The 22,549-nt window shown below is 36.0% G+C and carries 19 protein-coding genes; 10 read left to right on the top strand and 9 right to left on the bottom strand.

The annotated features are described in order from the left end of the window. The first annotated feature begins 407 nt into the window (after positions 1 to 407). From gldD to PQ459_12820, 4 genes are all read left to right on the top strand, one after another. Complete coding sequence (gldD, locus tag PQ459_12835) at positions 408 to 965, top strand: gliding motility lipoprotein GldD (GenBank protein ID WDF45781.1); 558 nt, start codon at positions 408 to 410, stop codon at positions 963 to 965. Between the two features lie 113 nt (positions 966 to 1,078). After that, positions 1,079 to 1,999: a PfkB family carbohydrate kinase gene (locus PQ459_12830; GenBank protein WDF45780.1), complete on the top strand. Its 921-nt coding sequence runs from the start codon at positions 1,079 to 1,081 to the stop codon at positions 1,997 to 1,999. A 51-nt stretch (positions 2,000 to 2,050) separates the two neighbouring features. Next, complete coding sequence (locus PQ459_12825; GenBank protein ID WDF45779.1) at positions 2,051 to 3,886, top strand: hypothetical protein; 1,836 nt, start codon at positions 2,051 to 2,053, stop codon at positions 3,884 to 3,886. A 104-nt stretch (positions 3,887 to 3,990) separates the two neighbouring features. After that, positions 3,991 to 5,328 (top strand): peptidylprolyl isomerase, encoded by a 1,338-nt coding sequence (locus PQ459_12820; protein WDF48725.1) that lies wholly within the window; start codon positions 3,991 to 3,993, stop codon positions 5,326 to 5,328. Between the two features lie 67 nt (positions 5,329 to 5,395). On the opposite strand, the gene PQ459_12815 is transcribed toward PQ459_12820, so the two are convergent. Genes PQ459_12815 through PQ459_12790 form a run of 6 tightly spaced genes read right to left on the bottom strand, consistent with a single transcriptional unit; the run spans position 5,396 to position 12,578 of the window. Beyond that, positions 5,396 to 5,734, bottom strand: coding sequence for a hypothetical protein (locus tag PQ459_12815; protein WDF45778.1), 339 nt, complete (start codon positions 5,732 to 5,734; stop codon positions 5,396 to 5,398). A 10-nt stretch (positions 5,735 to 5,744) separates the two neighbouring features. Beyond that, positions 5,745 to 9,683 (bottom strand): T9SS type B sorting domain-containing protein, encoded by a 3,939-nt coding sequence (locus PQ459_12810; GenBank protein WDF45777.1) that lies wholly within the window; start codon positions 9,681 to 9,683, stop codon positions 5,745 to 5,747. A 48-nt stretch (positions 9,684 to 9,731) separates the two neighbouring features. Further along, positions 9,732 to 10,817: an MBL fold metallo-hydrolase gene (locus tag PQ459_12805; GenBank protein WDF45776.1), complete on the bottom strand. Its 1,086-nt coding sequence runs from the start codon at positions 10,815 to 10,817 to the stop codon at positions 9,732 to 9,734. Between the two features lie 2 nt (positions 10,818 to 10,819). Then, the gene (locus PQ459_12800; protein ID WDF45775.1) at positions 10,820 to 11,188 is read right to left on the bottom strand and encodes a DUF2116 family Zn-ribbon domain-containing protein; all 369 of its coding nucleotides are present in this window, start codon (positions 11,186 to 11,188) and stop codon (positions 10,820 to 10,822) included. Positions 11,189 to 11,220: 32 nt separating this feature from the next. Beyond that, positions 11,221 to 11,748 carry a hypothetical protein gene (locus PQ459_12795; GenBank protein ID WDF45774.1) on the bottom strand — a complete coding sequence of 176 codons (528 nt, stop codon included), beginning with the start codon at positions 11,746 to 11,748 and terminating at the stop codon, positions 11,221 to 11,223. 11 nt (positions 11,749 to 11,759) lie between these two features. Continuing rightward, positions 11,760 to 12,578, bottom strand: coding sequence for a hypothetical protein (locus PQ459_12790; GenBank protein ID WDF45773.1), 819 nt, complete (start codon positions 12,576 to 12,578; stop codon positions 11,760 to 11,762). 187 nt (positions 12,579 to 12,765) lie between these two features. Here PQ459_12790 and ssb point away from each other — a divergent pair, with 187 nt between their 5' ends. From ssb to PQ459_12775, 3 genes are all read left to right on the top strand, one after another. Then, entirely contained in the window at positions 12,766 to 13,098 is a 333-nt protein-coding gene (gene ssb, locus PQ459_12785) for a single-stranded DNA-binding protein (GenBank protein ID WDF45772.1), read from the top strand. 62 nt (positions 13,099 to 13,160) lie between these two features. Next, positions 13,161 to 13,682 carry an HRDC domain-containing protein gene (locus PQ459_12780; protein ID WDF45771.1) on the top strand — a complete coding sequence of 174 codons (522 nt, stop codon included), beginning with the start codon at positions 13,161 to 13,163 and terminating at the stop codon, positions 13,680 to 13,682. Between the two features lie 116 nt (positions 13,683 to 13,798). Beyond that, on the top strand, positions 13,799 to 16,345 hold the full coding sequence (locus PQ459_12775) for a phosphoenolpyruvate carboxylase (protein ID WDF45770.1): 2,547 nt from the start codon (positions 13,799 to 13,801) through the stop codon (positions 16,343 to 16,345). Between the two features lie 181 nt (positions 16,346 to 16,526). Here PQ459_12775 and PQ459_12770 read toward each other — a convergent pair whose 3' ends face one another. Beyond that, positions 16,527 to 18,134, bottom strand: a complete 1,608-nt coding sequence (locus PQ459_12770; GenBank protein WDF45769.1) for a S8 family peptidase — start codon at positions 18,132 to 18,134, stop codon at positions 16,527 to 16,529. Between the two features lie 143 nt (positions 18,135 to 18,277). Between PQ459_12770 and PQ459_12765 the strand changes: the two genes are divergently transcribed. From PQ459_12765 to galE, 3 genes are read left to right on the top strand one after another with little or no spacing between them, the layout of a single operon-like run. Next, positions 18,278 to 19,402, top strand: coding sequence for a DegT/DnrJ/EryC1/StrS family aminotransferase (locus tag PQ459_12765; protein ID WDF45768.1), 1,125 nt, complete (start codon positions 18,278 to 18,280; stop codon positions 19,400 to 19,402). Positions 19,403 to 19,407: 5 nt separating this feature from the next. Beyond that, entirely contained in the window at positions 19,408 to 19,836 is a 429-nt protein-coding gene (locus PQ459_12760; GenBank protein ID WDF45767.1) for a hypothetical protein, read from the top strand. A gap of 29 nt (positions 19,837 to 19,865) precedes the next feature. Next, entirely contained in the window at positions 19,866 to 20,885 is a 1,020-nt protein-coding gene (gene galE / locus PQ459_12755; protein WDF45766.1) for a UDP-glucose 4-epimerase GalE, read from the top strand. 33 nt (positions 20,886 to 20,918) lie between these two features. Here galE and PQ459_12750 read toward each other — a convergent pair whose 3' ends face one another. Next, entirely contained in the window at positions 20,919 to 21,572 is a 654-nt protein-coding gene (locus tag PQ459_12750; GenBank protein ID WDF45765.1) for an NAD(P)H-binding protein, read from the bottom strand. Positions 21,573 to 21,776: 204 nt separating this feature from the next. Continuing rightward, complete coding sequence (gene idi / locus PQ459_12745; protein WDF45764.1) at positions 21,777 to 22,286, bottom strand: isopentenyl-diphosphate Delta-isomerase; 510 nt, start codon at positions 22,284 to 22,286, stop codon at positions 21,777 to 21,779. Between the last annotated feature and the right edge of the window lie 263 nt (positions 22,287 to 22,549).

The following is a 22,549-nucleotide window of genomic DNA, read 5'->3' as shown; positions in this document are numbered from 1 at the left end:
GGTTACAAATATTTTATTTTCATCAGATTAATCTTCAATTTTAACGCTTTTTAAAACTAATTAATATTATTTGGGCAGCTTTTCCGCCTTCCACTCCCGCTATTTTTTGCCATCGCTTTTCCAGCCACAAAAAATGAGCTCCGTTCAAGTCGGGCTGCAAATTCAGTGTTAAAACAAAAACACAGTACAAAAACACGATTTTGTCATTCCGTAGGAATCTAAACTGTTGAGATTCCTACGGAATGACAAAAATGCTTTTAAAATAAATCCGCAAAATCTCCAAATCAGCAATAGAGTTAAAAATATCACTCATTAATATATGATTATTTCTCTGTAAATCAATTATTCTTAACAAAAATTAAGTATTCAAAATTCTCTGTATCAATTCTAATTGTTATTTTTGCGGAATGTTTAAAAATCTGATCAGAGTTTTCATCGGCTTATCACTTTTCTCCTGCGGCAAAGAACCGGTTCCAAAACCGAAAGGCGATTTGCGTTTGGAATATCCAGCCCCGAAATATCTGAGCTTTTCTGCACCTTGTGATTACTCTTTTGAATATTCGGATTTTGCTAAGATCAAAGATGCAAAACAAGCCTGTTGGTACAATCTCTCTTATCCTGATATGAAGGCTAATGTTTTCATTACTTATTTTCCGATCAAGAATGATTTCCAACTTCACGTGAAGGAAGCAGAGAAAATGGTTTACGAACACACCATCAAAGCCAGCGCGATTGATACTAAATCATTCGCTTACCCAGAGAAAAATGTTTACGGAAATTTTTATGAACTGAAAGGTCAAACCGCATCAAATATTCAGTTTTATGTGACAGACAGCACGAGACATTTTGTAACTGGGAATTTATATTTCAATTCACGTCCGCGTCCAGATTCTTTGGCGCCGGCTGTAGATTATATCAAAAAAGACCTTTTGCACTTGATCGATTCATTTGAATGGAAAAAATAATTGCGAAGCTGGAAGTCAAAGGTCAGAAGACTTTCGAATCAAAACTAAAAAATAAAATAATATAAAATACTTCCGAAATCCATCATCGGACATCGGACAAAAAAACTTAACATATGAAATTACTAGCAGTAGGAACTGTAGCATTTGATGCCATCGAAACACCTTTTGGAAAAACAGATAAAATCCTCGGTGGTGCAGCCACTTATATCGGACTTGCAGCAGCAGCTTTGGACACAGACGTGAGTTTGGTTTCCGTAATCGGCGGCGATTTCCCACAGGAATATCTGGATATGATGACTTCAAAAAACATCAATGTAGATGGGGTAGAAATGGTGAAAGATGGGAAAACATTTTTCTGGAGTGGGAAATACCACAACGATTTGAACTCCAGAGATACTTTGGTGACAGAACTAAACGTTTTAGCTGATTTCGATCCAAAAGTTCCTGAGCATTCTTCCGAAGCAGAAGTGCTTTTGTTGGGAAATCTTGATCCTGTAGTTCAGCTTTCTGTTTTAGAAAAAATGAAAACGCAGCCAAAATTGGTGATCCTTGATACTATGAATTTCTGGATGGACATCGCTTGGGACAACTTGATGAAAGTAATTGCTAAGACTGATGTTATCACAATTAATGATGAGGAAGCGAGACAACTTTCCGGAGAATATTCTTTGGTGAAAGCTGCTAAGAAGATCCACGAATTAGGACCAAAATATGTGATCATTAAAAAAGGAGAACACGGCGCATTGCTTTTCCACGACGGAAAAATTTTCGCGATCCCTGCATTGCCTTTGGAAGAAGTTTTTGATCCAACCGGCGCTGGAGACACTTTCGCAGGTGGTTTCGCATCTTATCTTACAAAGAAAGGTGATTTCAGTTTTGAAAGTATGAAAACCGCAATTATTGTTGGAAGTGCAATGGCTTCTTTCACAGTTGAGAAATTCGGGACAGAGAGAATCGAAAGTGTGACGAAAGAAGAATTGAGCGAGAGAATCAACCAGTTCAAGGAGCTTACGACTTTCGAATCTGTAATCTAAATTTAACCTTACACAAATTTTTCACTCAAAAGGGTGTTATAAAATATTCAAATGAAGAAGATTTTTTTTCCTGCTGTTTTAGCATTCGTTTCTCAGATGACTTCTGCGCAATATCTGATTGTTGGTAAAGACAGCATTTCTGTAAAAGATTATATTAAAGAAAATAAATATGGTCTTGAAAATAATGGACCCGATAAATCAGTTAATTCTACTGTAGAATTCCTTCTGTTGCAACAATTGGCAAAGGAGAAAAGAGCCGATACGCTTAATTTTTTCGTCAATTCTGTGAACCAGAGAATGTCTGAACTGAGAGAGCAAAAGTTTTATCCGAAAGCTATTATTGAGCCTGTCCTTTCTGATTATGTAAATTCCAACAAGACAGAAACTCAGGTTTTGCTTTTCATTAAAGAGAAAAAGGCAGACGATAAAACTGATTACAAAACACTTTACAATCAGGTGAAAGCAGGAAAAATGACGATGGAAGATTTTCTTGCAAAGAATGGAACGCCGGAAGCATCGAAACCTTTTTATGTAAAACCAGGAATGTTGGATTACGACTTGTACCAGCAGGTGAAAAATGCCCCGGCAAACACTTACACTACATTCATAGACAAGCCAAACGTGGTTGGCTTCGCAAAAGTAGTAGCGACAAGACCTAGCTTGGGTTACATGATTTTTGGAGTCCTTACGATTCCGAATGATGCGAACTATGAAATGAACAAAGCAAAAATCTACAAAGAATTGGACGCTGGGAAGAAGTTTCAAGCTGTTGTGAAAGATTACGGAACCACGGAAGATGAGAAAAATTCCGGAGGTGCAGTGATGGGTTCACCTATTTTGCCAGATGAAGTTTACAACGCTTTGAAAGGTCAAAAGAAAGATTTCTACACCAAAACACCAATTTTGTTCGGTGATAAATATTTTATTTTTAATATCTACAATATTGAGCCTTACGAACTTAATGATACTAACAGAAAGTTTTTCCAAAAAGAGATGCTGGCGACCAGTTATGGTGAAGAGGTGACTTCAAAACTGGTTGATTGGTTGAAAACTCAAGAAAAATTCACTGAAACAGCTGAATTTGCAGAGATTAAAAAATCTTATCAAAACTATCTTAATCCAAAAAACAGTAAGGCCGTTCTTTTCTCTTACGGAAAGAATAGAGTGACTTACGAAGATCTGAAAAAAGCAATTGATTCCCAATACAAAAATCTGGAGCAATTGCCAACCAACCAGTGGCCAGACTTGGTGAACTATCAAGCAGAGCAGTACATTGTAGGCGTTTATGCAAAGAATTTTGAGAATCTTCCCGAAGTGAAACCTGCAATAGATGATCTTAGGAAAAATCTATTTTCAGAATATATCTTTTCCGAATACCTGAAGGATGAAGTGAAGAATAATCCAAAACTTTACACAGAGTACTACAACGAGAACAAATCAAAATACGTTTGGGAAAAGCGTGCAGAATCCAGAGCTGCAGTCATTTCTGATCCAAAATTGCTGAAGGATATAGAAAAGGAAATCAAGGATCCTAAGAAATGGGAAACTTTGAAAACTAAATATAAAAATCAGGTCAACGATAAGAATCAGGTTTTGGTGCACTTTGAAGAAGGTAAAATTCAGGAATCTTCTGATATTTTCAAAAAGAACAACGTGCCATTCAAAAAAGGAACATTTACAACCAAAATTTCTGATAGAGATGTTGTAGTTGCAATTGACGCACTTTTACCAGAACAGCAAATGACGCAGGCAGAAGCTCAGGAAGATATGACAGACGCTGTGACAGAGAAAGTACTTCAGAAAACCATTGCAGAACAACGTGCAAAAACGAAGGTTGAAATTCAGCCCGCTTTTATGGCAGAACTGAATAAAAATTTTAAGAAATAATTATAACAAAAAATGAAGCAAGATTGGTTGATAATCTTAATTTTGCACCTTAATAAATAAAAATAATGTTAAAATACACGAAATGTCTTTTTTTATTGTCAGTAATGTTGTGCTTGTTCAGTACAAAATTTTCTGCTCAGGTAAAAAAAGGTCAGCTCATAGATGGGATTGCGGCCGTAATAGGTGATGAAATTGTATTGGAGTCTGACATAGAAGATCAAGCGAACTATGCTAAACAGCAAGGCGCAGATGTGGGGGATAAATGTGATTTTATGGAGAGTATCCTGAACAATAAGTTACTGATATACGAAGCTAAGAAGGATACATTGGTAGAAAACAGATCTGCGGCTATTAAAGAAATGGCTGGTACAAAATACACTCAGATTCTTTCTCAGTTTCCGGACGAGAAGGCAATGTTGGCAGCTTACAAATTCCGTACGTCTTACGAGATGAAAACGGCAATAGAGAAAATTGATGCTGACAACTATTACGGGCAGGCAAAATACGGAAGGATTACAGAGAAAGCAGATGTGACGCCGAATGAGGTGACTGATTTCTACAACCAGTTCAAGTTCCAGTTACCGAATGTAAAAGATGAAGTAGCGCTTTCAAAAATCAGTATGTTTCCAAAAATTTCATCTTCCCACAAGCAGGAGATTATTGATAAATTAAATAAAATAAAAGCTGACATCAAAAAAGGAGAAAGCTTCGAAAGCCAGGCAAGAATCTATTCCGAAGACGAAGGTTCTGCTGCAATGGGTGGACTTTATAAGAATATCAACGTAGGGCAGATGGTAAAACCTTTTGAGGCGGCAGCGCTTAACCTTCAGGAAGGTGAGATGTCGGATCCTATAGAATCTGAATATGGTTACCACTTGATTACACTTATCAAAAGAAATGGGAAGAAGTATGATGCAAGACATATTCTAATCAAAAGTACGCCCAACGCCCAGGAAATTGCATCCACAAGAAAGCAGCTGGACAGTATCAGAACTTTGATTATAAACAAGAAAATGACTTTCAAAGATGCCGCTTACAAATTCTCTGATGACAAAAGCAACAAATTCTCTGCAGGTATTATGACAAATGCTCAAGACGGTTCTGATAAATTAGAAAAGTTGAGTCTGGATCCAACAGTTTCTTATCAGATTGCAGGTCTTAAGAAGAATGATATCACGGAACCTTTCCAGCAGGAGGATCAGCAGAAGAGAAAGATGATCAGCATCATTGAAGTAAATGACATCATCGATGCACATCAATTGGAGCTCTCTACAGATTACGAAAGAATCAAGGAAATGGCTCTCAACAAGAAGAAAAACGAAATCGTTGAGAAATGGGTAAATGCAAAAATACCTTCAATCTTTATCTCAATTGATAACAAATACAAGGATTGCAAATTCCACAGTAACTGGCAGAAAAATACAGTTGTGACAACTAAATAATCTTTAAGATTTAATATAAAAAAAAAGGATGAGTGTTTTGCTCATCCTTTTTTATTTTCAAATAAGTTTATTCTTTTTCGACGATCTTATAATCTGCTAATTTTCCATCCCATTTTTCATTGTAAGTAGAAAACTCGATGGCGGTTATCTGTCCAGCCGTGACGTCTATGACGTAGCTTAAGCCTTCTTTCAATCCCTTGACCTGTATATTTTCTCCATTGCTGAATAGCGCGTTAATTTCATCTGATTCGCCACTAAAATCAATGTATTCAAGATGTACATCCAATCCAGTATTGGTGAGTTTTCTCTCTGTAATTTTGATAAAAGGACTGTGAGATTTTAGCTGCGGATATTTTGTGTACAGACCTTCCAATAGTGCAAGTTCAAGTTCGTTTAGCTCTAGCATATTATTTTTTTTAATTTCGATTTTTAATTACCACATAACCTTGCAGTATTCTTCCATCACTCAGTTTAATTTGGTACCAGTAGCTATCTGTCGGTAGTTTTCGGCCATTGGACTCTCCGTTCCATTCGTACGCTTCACCTTTAGTAGTATGATTGACTACAGTTATTCCATTTTTATCAATGATTTTCACTTCAGAATTGGGGTAGTATTCTATTCCAGAGATCTTCCAGGTATCATTTACACCGTCATTATTAGGAGTGAATATATTACTTAAAGAAAATATAGTGAAGGTTTTTGAACCCAGGTCACAGCCCAATTTGGTTTTAACAAAAACAGTATGATTTCCGTTCTTCAAATTGATAAATTTGTTAGACTCTTGCGAGGTAATTTGATCCATCGAATATAGATATTCTCCTACGAAAGACATAAGCATCATCGCAGTATCATTATTAATCAAAATATTCTCAATCTCCGCCAGCTTAGCTTTTTTTACAATGACGCTCGCCGTATTTGTGCATCCAAATGGAGTCGTCACTTGCACAGTGTAAGTTTGTTCTTTGTCTGCATTGATCTCATGTGTAGTTTCGCCAGTATTCCAGCTGTATGAATAATCTTTATTGAAGCCTGCATCTAACGGAGTTCCAATATTATCACAAAATTCTTTCTCAGCAGGTAGATCAATCTTTGGTTTTTCGTTAAGTGTCAAGCTCAATTTTACGAGCTGGTAACAGCCAAGACCCGAGATTATTTTAACGTCAAAAATATTTTCATTAAGTAAAAGTTCGGCATCTCCAATGATTTTTTCCCCCTTACTATCCGTAATTAAGAAAGTGTAATCATCAGGATTAGGAATTAATTCTTTTTTATACTTATCAAGATTTTCTGTCTTTATGCTTGAAGTAGTATCATTACAGATACTCTTTGAGTAATTATTTGCGGAAAGATAATTGGTGACCACATTTACCTTTACAGGTAATCTTACCGTACTTTCGCAACCACTCAAAGTTTGAGAGGCAAAGTAAGTTTTACCATCTTCTAAATCTGTGCTTGTGGGATTGGGGATGAAAACTCCTAGATTATTATACCATTTAATAGCATTTCCATTCACTACAACATTTGATAACTTAGGCATAGTAGCTGAACAGAAACTTTGAACAGCATCACCGGTAGGAGGATTAGGATCTGCAAGTTTAATTAAAATTTCTGTCTTTGCACTCTCGCAGCCACCAGCTGTTTGAGAAACGTAGTATTTTGTATTATCATCCAGTTCTTTAGACAGATTTGTAATTAGAATTCCATTTTCATCATACCATTTTGGATTATTTGCGGTTACTGAGATATCGGAAATTTTACGTTTTTCTATCTTACAGAAAGTTTGTGTCGGATTTGCAATGGGTAAAGGTTGAGGAGTAATTTCTACATTTTGCGCCTGTGTTGTGATATTTCCATTTCCGTCATCATACTTCCATGTGATTGTATAAGTTCCCGGCAGTTGGTAGGATAGTGGATCAGTGGTTGTTGCAGCAATTGTTCCTGTACAATTGTCTGTTGCTAATGGTATTGATGTAATTACCGTTTTGCAATCGCCTATAATCTTAGGAAGAGTTGCAATATTTGGCACTGGTTTTAGATTGTCACCAACTACGATTGTGATAGATGTGGAGGTGTCACAACCGAGCGTTCCAGTAATTGAGCACGTGTACGTTCCGGCAGAGGCCAGTGAAGCATCTGGAATTTTCGGATTTTGCTCTTTGGAGGTGAATCCATTAGGACCTGTCCAATCGTAATTTGCACCTCCATTTGCAGAAAGCTCAATTGGTTTACCAACGCAGACGGGAGAGTTTGAAGTTAATTGTGCAAATGATGAGCAGTCTTTGAATTTTGCGATGTACATGCCATTATAAACAGAGCTAGCAGTTTCTTGAAAAGCCCCAGGAGTACCTACATAAGGAGAATATCCGCTTGCCATACCAAAAAAGTACAGATTATCTTCGGAATCCTTTATAATATCAGGTAATTGAGAACCCCAATAGAATGTTCCCCATATTTTATTGAGGTCGGAATCGTATTTTATGGCATATACTCCTGCGTAACTGACAGGGTTTGGTAGAAACGCATCCGGAGTACCAATCTGTGATAGCCAAGAAGATGAGTTATCCACCATTCCCGAAATAAAGATGTTACCCTGCCTGTCTATATATGACGTATGCTGCAAATGATTGTAGATTCTAAATTCTTTTCTGCTTACTAGTTTGTTGGTGTTGGTATCAATTTTATATAAAAGTGCCTGTTCTGAAGTGCTTTTTGTAGTTCTGCCACTAAAAAAAATGTTGTTACCAACTCGGCGTGCATATCGAAAATAATCACTGTCAACACTGTCATCACCCAGATATGTTGAGTATATTAAACTCCCGTTATCGGAAAATTTCAAATAAAGCCCAGTGGTTTTTCCCTGTATATTTGTTCCCTTAATAGGATTTTGCATTACAAGGTCAGATGCTCTACTGGCACCCATTATTTCTATATAATTACTATCAGAATTGAATATTTGATAGAGGCTAGTGGGGCTATTTCCTCCGAAATATGTCAGCCAATCTGCATCTCCTGTGATCGCATCAAATCTGCCAATAAATCCATCAGTATATCCATCAATTTTCGTTTCCTGAAAAGCGCCTGTCGTTGCCAATCCACTGGTACTTCTGGTTTCTCCAACGAGATAAAGTTTATTGTTTTTAAAATCAATATCATATGGAACTTCTTCTACATTACCTCCAAGTATTTTGGAGAAAATCATGGTTCCATTTTTATTGAATTTTAATAAGGAAAATCTTTTAAAAACATTGTACTGATTACTGGTTGGAGTTTTCGGTAACCAAGTCATTCCCGTTGCATAGACATTGGAAGAAGGATCGAAGGTAACGCTCATAAACTCATCATAAAACTTATCTCCGCAGTATGTTCCCCATAATTTTGTAGATCCATCTTTGCTGATTTTAGTTATAAATGAATCTGAAAATCCAGTCGTATTGAATGTCGGCTGGTATGCTCCCGCTGTTGCAATATTGGTACTACTCCATGTAAGACCACAAACGTAGACATTGTCTTCAATATCAGTTTTTACTATTCCATAAATATCCTGGTTCCCACTCAAATAACTTCCCCAAATCCTCGTAGGAACCGGATCTATCACAATTGTTTTATCAGAATTATTAATAGAAGATTCAAAACCGAAAGTCTGGTTTCCAAAATCTTTGTAATTGACAGTAATATTTTGTTTACGGTCGTTTTCGATCCAGGAATTAGGAATATTTTCCTGCATCTCACCAAATCTCAGATCCATAGATAATTTTCCATCTTTCAATTTTGTTTTGGCACCCTGAAATTTCATTTTAATATCAGACATTCTTCCGCCAGGATGAACCAAAAAATTATATTCAACAGGTTTTGTAGAATCTTCCGGTTTGAAAAAGACTAAATCAATATTGTCGTAAAGATTTTTATACGTCAGTTTTTTGTAGCGATAAACAAAGCTGACACCTTCTTTTTTGTAAGGTAGATTATAATAATTTTCATAATCCTGAGATCTAAACTCTGAAACTATTTCGGGATTGCTTCTGGAATCTACAAACTTGATGTCAACTCTGTGATGTTTATGTTTTAGAATTGTATTAGAATGATCTCTCTTTTTGTCGGATTTTAAATCATTATTAGATATCTCTTTCTTTGATTCTTTCTTTTCGGTTTCATAAACATCATAAGAAAAACCATTTTTCTTGATCTGAACATTCAGTCCAGGAGAATTGAGAAGATATTTTACATCTGGATTTGCATTTCCATTTTGATCGACAATTTGACCTTTGTTTTCGTAAAAAGAATAATCATTGTTTTTTTTCTGAGCGAAAAAAATAATAGACGTTAATATTAAAACTAGAGAATAGATTTTCCTCATTTTGCGGTTGTAAGTTTCCGCAAAGATAATATTTATTTTAACAAAATTTTAAGATTTCCACCACTCAGCAAAAGTCTGGGAATCATCATCCAAAATCAATTTTGAACCAATAATGGGTGTTGATATTTTGAAGTTTTTTCCTCTGCTGTTCTCAAACACTTTTGCCAAAGGTTCATTCCAGGCGTGCTGCGCCAAAGAGAATTTTCCCGAGTGTACAGGCAGAACATTTTTCGCATTGAGATCTTCCGCAACTTGGATGAATTCTTCCGGCAACGTATGGATGTATCGCCACTTTTCATTGTACTGTCCATTTTCCAAAATCGCCCAGTCAAATGGACCGAATTTCTCTCCAATTTCTTTAAAATGAAAATCATAACCACTATCACCACCGAGGAAGATTTTTTGATTCGGAGTTTCTAAGACAAAGGAAGACCAGAGCGTATTGTTTCTTTTGAATCTTCGTCCGGAAAAATGACGTGCTGGAGTAGAAGTGATTGTGAATCCGCTAGCCAATTCTTCTTCTTCGTACCAATCGAGCTCGATGATTTTTTCCTCTGCAAAACCCCATTTTTCAAAATGTGAACCAACACCCAAACCACAGATGACTTTATCAATTTTAGGATTAAGGCTCTTCACTGTTTTATAATCCAGATGATCATAATGGTCGTGGGAAATAATCAGAAAATCGATCGGTGGAAAATCATCAGCCGAATAGATATCTGTTCCAGCAAAAGCCCTTGTAGTTCCCGGAATCGGTGATGCATTCCCACTGAAGACGGGATCTACCAAAAATCGCTTTCCATCAATCTGAAAATAATAAGACGAATGTCCCATCCAAACCAAAAAATTATCAGTGATTGGCTGTTCTTTAAGATTGATTTTTTGAGTTGGTAACTGTACGTTTGGGATTTTGTTTTCCGTTTTATCTGTCAGAAATTCCCAAAGAACTTTCCGCATTGTAAAACCTTCTGCTAATGACGGGGTAAAGCTTAGATTTTGAAAAGTTCCATTTTTATAGTTAGGAGACTGTTTCATCCGTACCAGTCTTTTTCCGGAGAATTCGCCGCCAAAAACGGGGAGATAGTAGATATAAACAGCTAAAAAAATAAGCAGAATTGGAAAAATAAAAATCATAGTTACTCGGTCTTTTTTACAATTAATACCCAATCGTTGTCGAGGATTTTGTAGCCCTGATCATAAACGAAACAGTATTGTGAGCCGTTTTTGTAAGTCACAATCTGTGTGATGTATTCAAAATCAAAACCGGCGTTCTGTAGTTTAAGACGATTAACTTTTGTTTTTCCTTCAAAATTATTTTCGGAAAGGATGCGGTAGTTCTTGCGAAGCCTGTTGTTCACATTTCGCATGTAGTTGGTTGAGTTTTTATTTTGCTTGTTGTTGAAGGCATTTCGGCAGGCATCGGAACAGAATTTCTTATCGGATCTGCCGATGATCTTGTCGCCACATTCTGGGCAGGTGAGGTTTTCCATTTGTGTGTTTTTCATTAACTAATTTACAAAAATTGATGTTGCAATTGCTATTTCAATTCTAATTTTTTCTTGATTATTTTACCGTTTTCATCACTCATATCTTTTCGTAAATAATAAATATTGTCTTTCTCACGGAAGATTATTTTTTGCAAATCATCATAATTTATGCTCTCACATCCGGTTGGAACCAAAAAACTATTAGCAATTTTTTTCCAATTCCCATTAATGAAAGAATAAGTACTCATCGTGTAAATGCAGCCATTCATCGATGCTTGGTAGATGGAGATTTCATCTGTACCGTTTTGGTCTAGGTCACCTTCGTTGATAAGAATGATTTCACAGCAAGCTGATTTTATTGGTTTTAACTTGCTGTCTGAAAACCGGACTTCATATTCGTCGGGAGTTCCGTTTTCTACAGGATTTCCTTTTCCTTCTTTTGTTTTGACTGCAGTCGCCACAATTATTTTTCCATTTCCAAGAAAATTACCTTCAATTTTTTCTCCAACTTTTTTGTTCTTGGAAGTTTGTCCAAAAGTCCAAATACCGAATGTCAGGAAGATGATAATTAGTTTCATAATGTCGAATTTTAATTAAAAGGGTAATTTTCAAATCTTTTGAATTCACCGGTTTCTGCATTGATTTTTATTACATCCATTTTTCTTTTTTTATCTTCTCTTTCCTCCTTGAAGATATAGTAATTCCCAGATTTCTCGATATGCATACCGTAGAATAGCTGAGACATCAACTGCACATTCTTTCGATTTTGCATAAAGATTTCTTCTGCTTTTTTTCTGTTAATTTTAGATTTTTCAGAGATTGTAAGGAATTCTTCGTCACTTGGGGCAAGTGTTTTTATTCTGTCATTTTTGTCGGCTTCATTCCATGCAATTTCTTTAGAAATTACGCCGTAGGTATCACTTTTATTAATGTTGACATTTTCGGATAATCCGCAATCGTGTCCGCCCACATAGCCTGTCATTCCATAATGTAATCCTGCAAAATGATGATACCCCGAGATGTAGAATTTCAAATTATTTTGAGTAGTCACAACTATTGTATCAGATTTCAGAAATTTTCCAAAAGGAATTTTAATTTTTTTATAAGTACCATCGTCCGAGGTGTAAGAGAATTGATCTTTGATAATCGTATCAGCTTGAACTTTTCCATTTCTACTGATTTCAAATTTCAGAACAGCAATGTCTTTTTTATCAAATCCTGTAAAACCTATTTCCGGTTGTTCCGTGATTATTTTCACAGTATCGCAAATTCCAGAATATTTGATTCCATCGGCATCTGCACGTTTTCTGTTTTGATAGGATGAGATATTGAATCCAATCACTCCAATGATAATAATGGACAAGATTATCACTGCGAGCCGCATTAGTACTTTGAGAATTATCTTCATAGGTTCATTTGTATTTTATTCTTTTAAAATTATAAAAATCATTCCATTTGCAAACGATTACAAACGGATATAAATGTTTTTCTACCGATTCAAGTTTTCTTTTTGTTGAAAATTTGCAACAAGGAAATCAGGAAATAGACAAATGAACGTCCCGATTTTAGAAGTTTAATTTTAAAAATTTTATGCTATGTCTTTAAGAAACAAAGTGACATTGATTGGTCACACAGGAAAAGAAGTTGAGATTTTCAATTTCGAAAATGGCAACAAAAAAGCGTCCGTAAGTCTCGCTACTTCTGATTATTACATCAATGCTAATGGCGAAAAAGTAGATGAGACGCAGTGGCACAATCTGGTTGCCTATGGAAAAGTGGTGGACATTATGGAAAAATATGTCACCAAAGGAAAAGAAATTGCGATAGAGGGAAAACTAATGTATCGCTCTTACGACGACAAAGATGGAACAAAACGTTTTCTAACCGAAATCAGAATTGAAGAACTTCTTCTTTTAGGATCAAAATAAGTATTGATTTAAACCTCGGCTGGTTTTGTCCTGCCGGGGTTCTTTTACTTTAAAATAGAAATATGATGAAAGTTAAAGTTTTTCAAATTAGAATTTCGGATCAGTTTCAAAAGCAAGATGAGAAACTGGTGAGTGATTTCGTTAATGGTTGCGAGATTGTAAAGGTGAATACAGAATTAATTAAAGATGAAATTAATTACTGGTCGGTTTTAGTTTTTTACAAAGAAGATCTCAATCACATCAAAGAAAGTCCTGGTCAATTTACTGTTGATCATAGTAATAAAATAGCTCAGGCAGATTCTTATAAAAGTGGGAATAGTAAGAGAGAAAGTATCAAACTTGAGATGATAGAACAGCCTTCTGAAGAGGAACTGATTATTTATAATAAACTCAAAGACTGGCGCTCGGACAAGGCCAGGGAATATCAATTGCCTCCCTACATCATTTTTCATAATACTCATCTAATGTCGATCGCTAGGAGAAAACCAAGTACCCTGGAAGATCTGGAGCATGTAAGTGGGATCGGAAGATCAAAAATTGATAAATACGGAGCAGAAATTATTGAAGTTTTGGAAAATGCTTAGTTAAGATGTATTAGATTGCAACTGTTGAAAATTAATTTTAGTAAATAAGTATGATATTAAGATAAAAATAACATTTCCGAAGAGTGATTTTACAATTTATCTTTTATTTTTGTTAAATGCTAAACGATCAGAAAATTGAAAAATTCCGGCAGATTGTAGAAAATAAATTCCAAATCTACAATTCTCTCTTTATGAGTCTGCCTTACGATAAAATGACAAATATTGGGATGTTGCTTCCTTTTCTTGCTGAGGAAAGCAGAGAAGGTTACAACGTAGGAAAATCTCCGGAAGAAATTGTGGAAGAGTTTTTCCAGAAACATACCGAACTGGAAACGGAAGATCAAAAACTAGAACTCCTTTTTAAGATCATTCAATACATAGAAAGACAAGTCGTCTTGTTTGACAGTATAGAAGATGCGGCTTTCCAACAACTTCATTCCGAAACTGATTCTGGAACTGTGATGAATATGTACGATCGGGCCAACCAGGATCATCATTTAGCAGCCATTAGGAAAAAAATGGATGATTTTGCAATCAAGATTGTTTTTACCGCGCATCCAACGCAATTCTACCCAAATGCGGTTCAAAGAATTATCCATGATTTGCGGGATGCAATTATTAATGATTCTGTGACGCAGATTGATACGCTGCTTCAGCAGTTGGGCAAAACCCCTTTCGTAAATAAAGAGAGACCAACGCCGCTAGATGAAGCTTTGAGCATCATTTATTATTTAAGATATGTCTATTACCAAAGTATTGGTGAGCTTTACAGAAAGATAAAACAGGTTTACGGAACATCTAATTTTACACCTAGTCCGGACATTATTCAGTTAGGATTTTGGCCAGGTGGTGACAGAGATGGTAATCCTTTCGTGACTGCTGATATCACTATGAAAGTTGCAGAAGAATTAAGGATATCGATTCTGAAAGATTATTACGGACACCTCAAAATTGTAAGAAGAAGATTGAGTTTCCGAGGTGTTTCAGATGTCTTGAAAGCGGTTAGCAAAAGAATATATGATTCTATATTCCAGGAAGATGCGAGGATTTCCGCCGCAGAAATCATTGCTGAGCTTGACAAAGCTGAAAAAATTCTTAAAGAAGAACATAATGGACTTTTCTATGATGTTTTGGATGATTTCAGAGATCGGGTGAAAATCTTCGGGACACATTTTGCGACGTTGGATATTCGTCAAGACAGCAGAGTCCATCAGAATGTGATAGATGATATCTTTAAAAAAGTTGTTAATGAAGATGTTAATTCTAAAACAAATGTTGAGAAGATTGATATTCTGCTAAACTCTGGCGCAATTTTGATTCCCGAGGATTTTGAAGATGAAATGACCTGTGAAACTTTGAAAAGTGTTTATAACATCAAAACCATCCAGGAAAATAATGGTGAACGAGGAATGCACCGTTACATCATTTCGAATTCTGATGAAGTGAAAGATGTGATGAATGTCTATGTGATGATGAAGCTATGTGGTTATTCTGATGAGGATATCCATATCGACATTGTACCATTGTTCGAAACAATGGAAGGCTTGGATAAATCAGAACGTGTGATGAAAACGCTTTATGATCATCCAGTTTACAAAAAACATTTAGCGAGAAGAAATAATAAGCAAATCATCATGCTAGGTTTCTCAGACGGAACCAAAGATGGTGGCTACCTGAAAGCAAACTGGCAAATTTATACATCAAAAGAAAAACTGACGAAAGTCTCTGAGGAAAATGGAATGAAGGTCGTTTTCTTTGATGGTAGAGGTGGGCCGCCAGCAAGAGGAGGTGGCAAAACCCACGATTTTTACGCATCGCAGGGGAAAACAATTGCAAATAACCAAATTGAATTAACAATCCAGGGGCAGACGATTACAAGTGTTTTTGGGAATAAGGATCAGGCAAAATTTAACTTCGAACAATTGTTAACTGCCGGGATTGAGAATGATGTTTTCAAAAGTGTCAAAAAAGATTTGAATGATAAAGAACGTCAACTGATTTCGGAACTGGCTGACATTAGTTATAAAAAATATTCAGATTTGAAGGCGCATCCGATGTTCGTACCATATCTTCAGGAAATGAGTACTTTGGAATATTACGGACGCACGAATATTGGCAGTCGACCAAGCAAAAGAGGCGCAGGATCTGAACTTAAGTTCGAAGATCTGAGAGCAATCCCTTTTGTAGGATCTTGGGCGCAACTGAAGCAGAATGTACCCGGATTTTTCGGATTCGGATTTGCTTTGAAAACCTTGATGGATGCTGGAAGATTTGATGAGATTCAAGAATTGTACAAAGGCTCAGATTTCTTTAAAACTCTGGTGTTGAACTCTATGATGAGTATGAATAAAACATATTTCCCATTGACATATTACATGAGAAATAATGAAAAGTTTGGCGAGTTTTGGAATATTCTTTTTGCAGAATTTTCTTTATCCAAAGAGATGATGCTGGAGTTGACAGGCTACAAAATCCTGATGCAGGAAGAACCTCTGAACCGTAAATCCGTGAAAATCCGTGAAAAGATTGTGCTGCCATTACTAAGCATTCAGCAATACGCATTGATTAAGATTCAGAAAGGTGAAGGCAATCGTGAGAGTTACGAAAAACTTGTAATGAGATCTTTGTTTGGTAATATTAATGCGAGCAGAAATTCGGCCTAACGAAGGTTTTATGAAATAGAGAATTACAGATTAATTTTAGAAAAACTATTAGTCTCATATAAAAAAACCTCTCAAGCGATTGAGAGGTTTTTATTTTGATTTAATATAATAAAACAATTATTATTTATTTTCTGAGAAAGAATTAGAGCTTAATTTTTTTCATATAATTCTTGGGAAAACTTTACTCTTTAATGAATTTTTCAATTAATTCCTGATCTGCTGTTTTTATTTTAAGAAGATAATTGCCCTTTGAAAGTTTAGAGACATCGACATTATTTTTAGTCTCAGTTTTTATTAATCTTCCTAGAAAATCATACAATTCTATTGATTGTATAGTTGCTTCCGAAGAAATATTGAGAATGTTTTTTGCAGGATTTGGATAGAGTTTGACTTGAACTTTTTTCACATCTTTTACGCTTAGAGTTTGGTAAGTTTTGTAAAAATTCAGAATACCGTAGCCCATTTGTGGAGATGTATTTGGGTACAAAGAAGCGTTTTGTATTAGTTTGTTTTTGATCTCATCTCTAGATGTCGTTTTCGGCAATGATTGTAATAGACAAGCAACACCACCAGCAGCTAGAGGATTAGAAAGTGATGTTCCGGATTCTTGCGTCACCTGATTACCATAGACAGTATATGTGTCTGTTCCTCTGGCGCTTCCCTCGGGTTTTATAACACCCGCAGAGTTTGGACCATACGACGAAAATGATGAAATGTTTCCTTGGTTTGTGACAGCACCAATCGTGAAAACTTTGGCGTTGTCTCCCGGAGTTCCAATGTAATGCCAAGGACCATTCCCGCTGTTACCGGCAGAAACAGTTAAGAAAATTCCTTTCTCAGCAGCAATCTGGGCACCTCTTGCAATAAATGATGTCGTTCCGTTCATATCCGCATAAGTATAATCATATCGGCTATCGTCGAAGTCTGTGTAACCCAGCGATGTAGAAATTACATCCACACCTTTTCTATCCGCTTCTTCTGCAGCCTCTATCCAATATAGTTCCTCTTCTGGAATTTCATTTAATGCATCTTCGCTTGCATATAGGTAAAAATCTGCATCTGGTGCACTTCCAACAAATTGATTGTCCAGATAACCGCCTATAGTTCCAAGGCAAATCGATCCGTGTGAATTCAAAGATGTATTGTAGATGTCTGTACTTTTATTAATAAAATTGAAGCCACCTTTGATGTGACCATTGTCACGAAGTCTTTTGTAAGCATTTCCTGTATTCACAGATGGAAAGCCTGTGTCGATCACAGCAATCGTCATCCCAGTTCCGGTAAAACCGGCCACGTGAAGCGCCCTGATATTTACTTGGTTAATTTGATTTAAACCGCCGCCATAATTAAAAGTTGTCAAACCTTCTCGATTAGCAAATTCCTGATCAAATTTTTTAAACTTTTCAATTTTTTCTTTTCGTCTGCCTCCATTTGGATTTTTAACAAAACTCTCCACACGATCCACAAAAGCCAGTTGTGATAAATTTTGAATCTGTGCCGAAGTCGCATTGACAGCAACACCGTTTAACCATTTGGAATAATCAGTAACCGTAAACCCCAGATTTTGAATATTTGTGATATATGACTGCTCAATGGGCGCATCCTGATCAACGAGGGAAATTCCCAAATTGGTTCTTCTATCAAGAGATTTCTGCGTGAGTTCCGATAATGGATTGGAATAAAACGCAGCCTTGTTCGGTTTATCTTTGAAGAATACAAAAACTAATTCTGTTTGAGCCGTTGCTATCAAAGAAAAGCTAACCGATAAAATTGTAAAGATTTTTCTCACGTTTCAGGGATTTTGATTTTTTAAACTGATAAATAAATGTAAATTTACAAAATAATGTTTTTGCTTTTGAAATCGCTTTCAAGAAATATTTTCAGTAATATTCATAACGATTTTAAAAGCCTTTAAATAATAAATATTTGATTATGAAGAAAATCCAGATGGTTGATTTACAAAGCCAGTACTACAAAATAAAAAGTGAAGTTGACAATGCAGTTTTGAACGTGATGGATTCTGCGGCTTTTATAAACGGTCCGGAAGTCAAATCTTTCCAGGCAGATCTGGAAACTTATTTGGATGTAAAACACGTGATACCTTGTGCCAACGGGACCGACGCGCTTCAGATCGCTTTGATGGCTCTGGATCTACAGGAAGGTGATGAAGTGATTACTGCAGATTTCACATTTGCTGCAACGGTGGAAGTGATTCATTTATTAAAATTGAAATCAGTCTTGGTAGATGTGGATTACGACACTTTTACTATTGATACAGAGGCTATCAAAAAAGCAATCACACCTAAAACTAAAGCAATCATTCCGGTTCATATTTTTGGACAATGCGGAAATATGGAAGAAATTCTGAAAATCGCTAAAGAACATAATTTATACGTAATTGAAGATAATGCACAGGCAATCGGTGCAGATTTCATTTTCTCCGATGGAACCGAAAAAAAATCGGGTACAATGGGAACAATTGGGACAACATCATTTTTCCCTTCCAAAAACCTTGGATGCTATGGCGATGGTGGTGCAATTTTCACAGACGATGATGCGTTGGCTCACAGACTGAGAGGCATCGTAAACCACGGGATGTACGAGCGTTATTACCACGATGAAGTGGGAGTGAACTCGAGGTTAGACAGTATTCAGGCAGCGGTTTTAAGAAAAAAACTACCAAACCTTGATTCGTACAACGAAGCTAGAAGAAAAGCCGCGGATTATTATGACGAAGCTTTTGCTGAAAACGAAAATATCCTTACGCCGAAAAGAGCAGAGAATTCTACTCATGTTTTTCATCAATATACATTGAGAATCACCAATGGAAAACGCAACGAATTACAGCAATATCTTACCGAAAAAGAAATTCCTGCGATGATCTACTATCCGGTTGCGCTTAGAAAGCAGAAAGCGTATTATCAGGAAAGTGATCCTGCAGATTTTGTTAATACAGATAAATTACTGGACGAAGTAATTTCTTTGCCAATGCACACAGAATTGGATGAAGAGCAGTTGAAGTATATTACAGATTCTGTTTTGGAGTTTTTTAAATAAGAAAAATGCACGAAGAAAGATTATTCAAGTACAAGTTTATATATTTTGTTGCTATTGTATTTTGCATTGGATGGATAATATTTTTTGGTTTATCGGTTGGAAATATATTGTTTAAAGGATATATGTTATTAGATCAATATTTGGCTTACTCAATTCCTTTTTATTTTTTTTTATTTTCAATTTTTATATTCTTTATTCTGACTTTGATAAATATTTTTAAAGAATCAAGGAGGACTTTTTTATTTCTCAATATTTCAATTGGATTATTAATTTCATTTCAGTTATTTAATTTAATTTTCATTAAGAAAACCTTTTTACAAAATTTGTATCCTTTCTTGTGGAGAAATCTTATAATTGTAGGTTTAGGATTTTTAATAAATTATTACAGATTCAATCCAAAAAAAAATGAAATTGAAGAAATTGGAAAATTATAAATAAAATCACAAATCATCTATAAAAAACTATGTCCATACTCGTAACAGGCGGTCTCGGCTACATCGGTTCTCACACAGTTGTAGAATTGATTAATAATAATTTTGAAGTCATCATTGTGGATGATCTTTCAAATTCTGAAAAATTCATTCTTAATAATATTGAAGAAATTACGGGCAAACGTCCAATTTTCTATCCTTTCGATCTCAGAAGAAAAGAATTGTTGACTCAGGTTTTCGATGCTCACAATATCGAAGGTTGCATCAATTTTGCCGCTTCAAAAGCAGTGGGAGAGAGTATGGTTAAACCGTTGGATTATTATGAGAACAATTTGTTTTCGCTGGTCAATGTGCTTCAGGAATTCAGAAAAAGAAATATCTCGAATTTCATTTTCAGTTCTTCTTGTACAGTCTATGGTCAAGCGGACGAAATGCCGATTGATGAAAATACACCATTGAAAGAGCCCGAATCTTCCTATGGAAAAACTAAACAAATGGGTGAAGATATCCTAAAAGATTTTTCTAAGGCTTATCAAAAAAGAGTTTCATTACTAAGATATTTTAATCCAATTGGTGCGCATCCTAGTTATTTGTTGGGAGAATTACCATCGGGAATTCCTAATAATTTGGTACCTTACGTCACACAAACTGCCGCAGGAATCAGAGAAAAATTGAGCATTTGGGGGGATGACTATCCAACGCAAGATGGAACTGCAGTTCGAGATTACATCTATGTTGTCGATTTGGCAAAAGCGCACGTTGCTGCCCTAAAAAAATTATTGAATTCTGAAGAAGAAGCCGTTCTTGATATTTATAATCTTGGAACAGGAAAAGGCTCATCAGTTTTGGAAGTGGTGAAAGCTTTCGAATTAGCAAATGATGTAGCCATTCCATATCAGATTTGTCCAAGAAGGGAAGGTGATATCACAATCGCTTACGCCAATGCAGACAAGGCCGAAAAAGAATTAGGCTGGAAATCCGAGACCACTTTGGAAGAAGCGCTCAGAACCACTTGGGAATGGCAAAAATACTTGAAAGAAAGAACACATTAATACAAGCAAAACCAATCAATCCGATTGGTTTTTTTATTTACATTTCTCAGCAAAGCTGAAAATACTGTGCAAACTAACCTCCGAAAAACTCTTGGATTTGATCTTAGAAGCATTGATCATCGCTTTTGCCAAAACCGACGTTGGTAGAGGCTGTTGACTTTTGAAAAGCCCCAATTTGTTCACAAACTTCAAAGCTTTCAATCCGAAAACTTCGCCACTTCTGTCAGAGTTTTTACGCTCCAACATTCCTGGTTTGAAAAAGGTCGTTTTCTCGAATTTCAGATTCTTGATGGCTTCCTCAAGTTCACCTTTCATACGCGAATAGAAAATTTTAGAATCAGGACTTGCGCCATAAGAAGATACCAAAACAAAATCCTCCACTTGATTTTCCTTCGCCGCTTTCGCAAAATTATATTGATAGTCGTAATCGATTTTCCATTGATTGTCCTTGCTTCCTGCAGACTTCAAAGTCGTTCCCAGACAGGCAAATGCCACATCACCTTTCACAAGATGTTTCCATTCTTCCGGTCGGTCAAAATCTACGATGTGTGCGGTAATTTTATCATTATGAAAATCAGAACGGCGTCGCACGAAAATATCAATCTGCTCAAATTCAGGGTCGTGCGAAAGTTGATCCACAAGATCTTTCCCCGTTGCGCCAGTTGCGCCAATTGCCAAAGCCTTCATAATTTTAAGATTTGATAATAAAGTTAAGCAATTTTTTCGGATTTACGTTTCAGCAGATTTTAGGAAAATAGAAAAACAAAGAGTTTTAGCTTTTGCAATCTTTTTATAACCACAAAAGTCACGAAAGTTTTACTTCATTTTAAGACTAACAGAAGCCAAAAAAAGGAATCAGTTACTTTTGTGACTTTTGTGGTTGACCTTATTTTAATTCAACTGATTGCGATATTCCGCCCAAATGATTTTGAACCATTCTGTAAAATGCTCAGGATTCTCAGTAATTTCCTTTTCAAGGTCTTGGATAGAAACATAGCGGATCTCAGAAACTTCATCCAAATTCAAATCAAATTTTCCCGAGAAATTCCCCGTGAAAACGTGATCCAATTCGTGTTCCCAAAGTCCTTCACCAACATCCGCTTTGTAGATAAAATGGAATTTTTCAGTCAACTCACAATCAATTCCCAATTCCTCTTTCGTGCGTCTTTTCGCGCCGTCCAGATAAGATTCATTGAGGCGTGGATGCGAACAACAGGCATTTGTCCATTGGTTTGGCGAGTGGTATTTTTGGTTGGCTCGTTTCTGCAAAAGCATTTCGCCTCGGTCGTTGAACAAAAACACAGAAAATGCACGATGCAAAAGCCCATTTTCGTGCGCCTGCATTTTTTCCATTTGCCCCAAAACATCATCGTTCGGATTTACCAATACCACTTTTTCCATACCACAAAAATAAGGATTTTAAATGTAATTATTTGGAGCTAATTCCGCTTTCCGCTACAATCTTTTTTGCAAGAAGTTTTCCATCTAAATAGAACTTTTGGTAAGCGCAAAAAAGGATTTCCACTGCAATCGGGGGCTATGGGATTTGTTATTTAATTAAAGTTATCCCTGAAACATCATATTTGTCATTCCGTAGGAATCTAAACCTAACTGTAGAGATTCCTACGGAATGACAACATTGTGTCTGAATTACAGTTTCCGAT

It is taken from the genome of Chryseobacterium sp. KACC 21268 (assembly GCA_028736075.1).
GTDB lineage: Bacteria > Bacteroidota > Bacteroidia > Flavobacteriales > Weeksellaceae > Epilithonimonas.
This window is presented reverse-complemented; position numbering and strand designations above follow the sequence as displayed.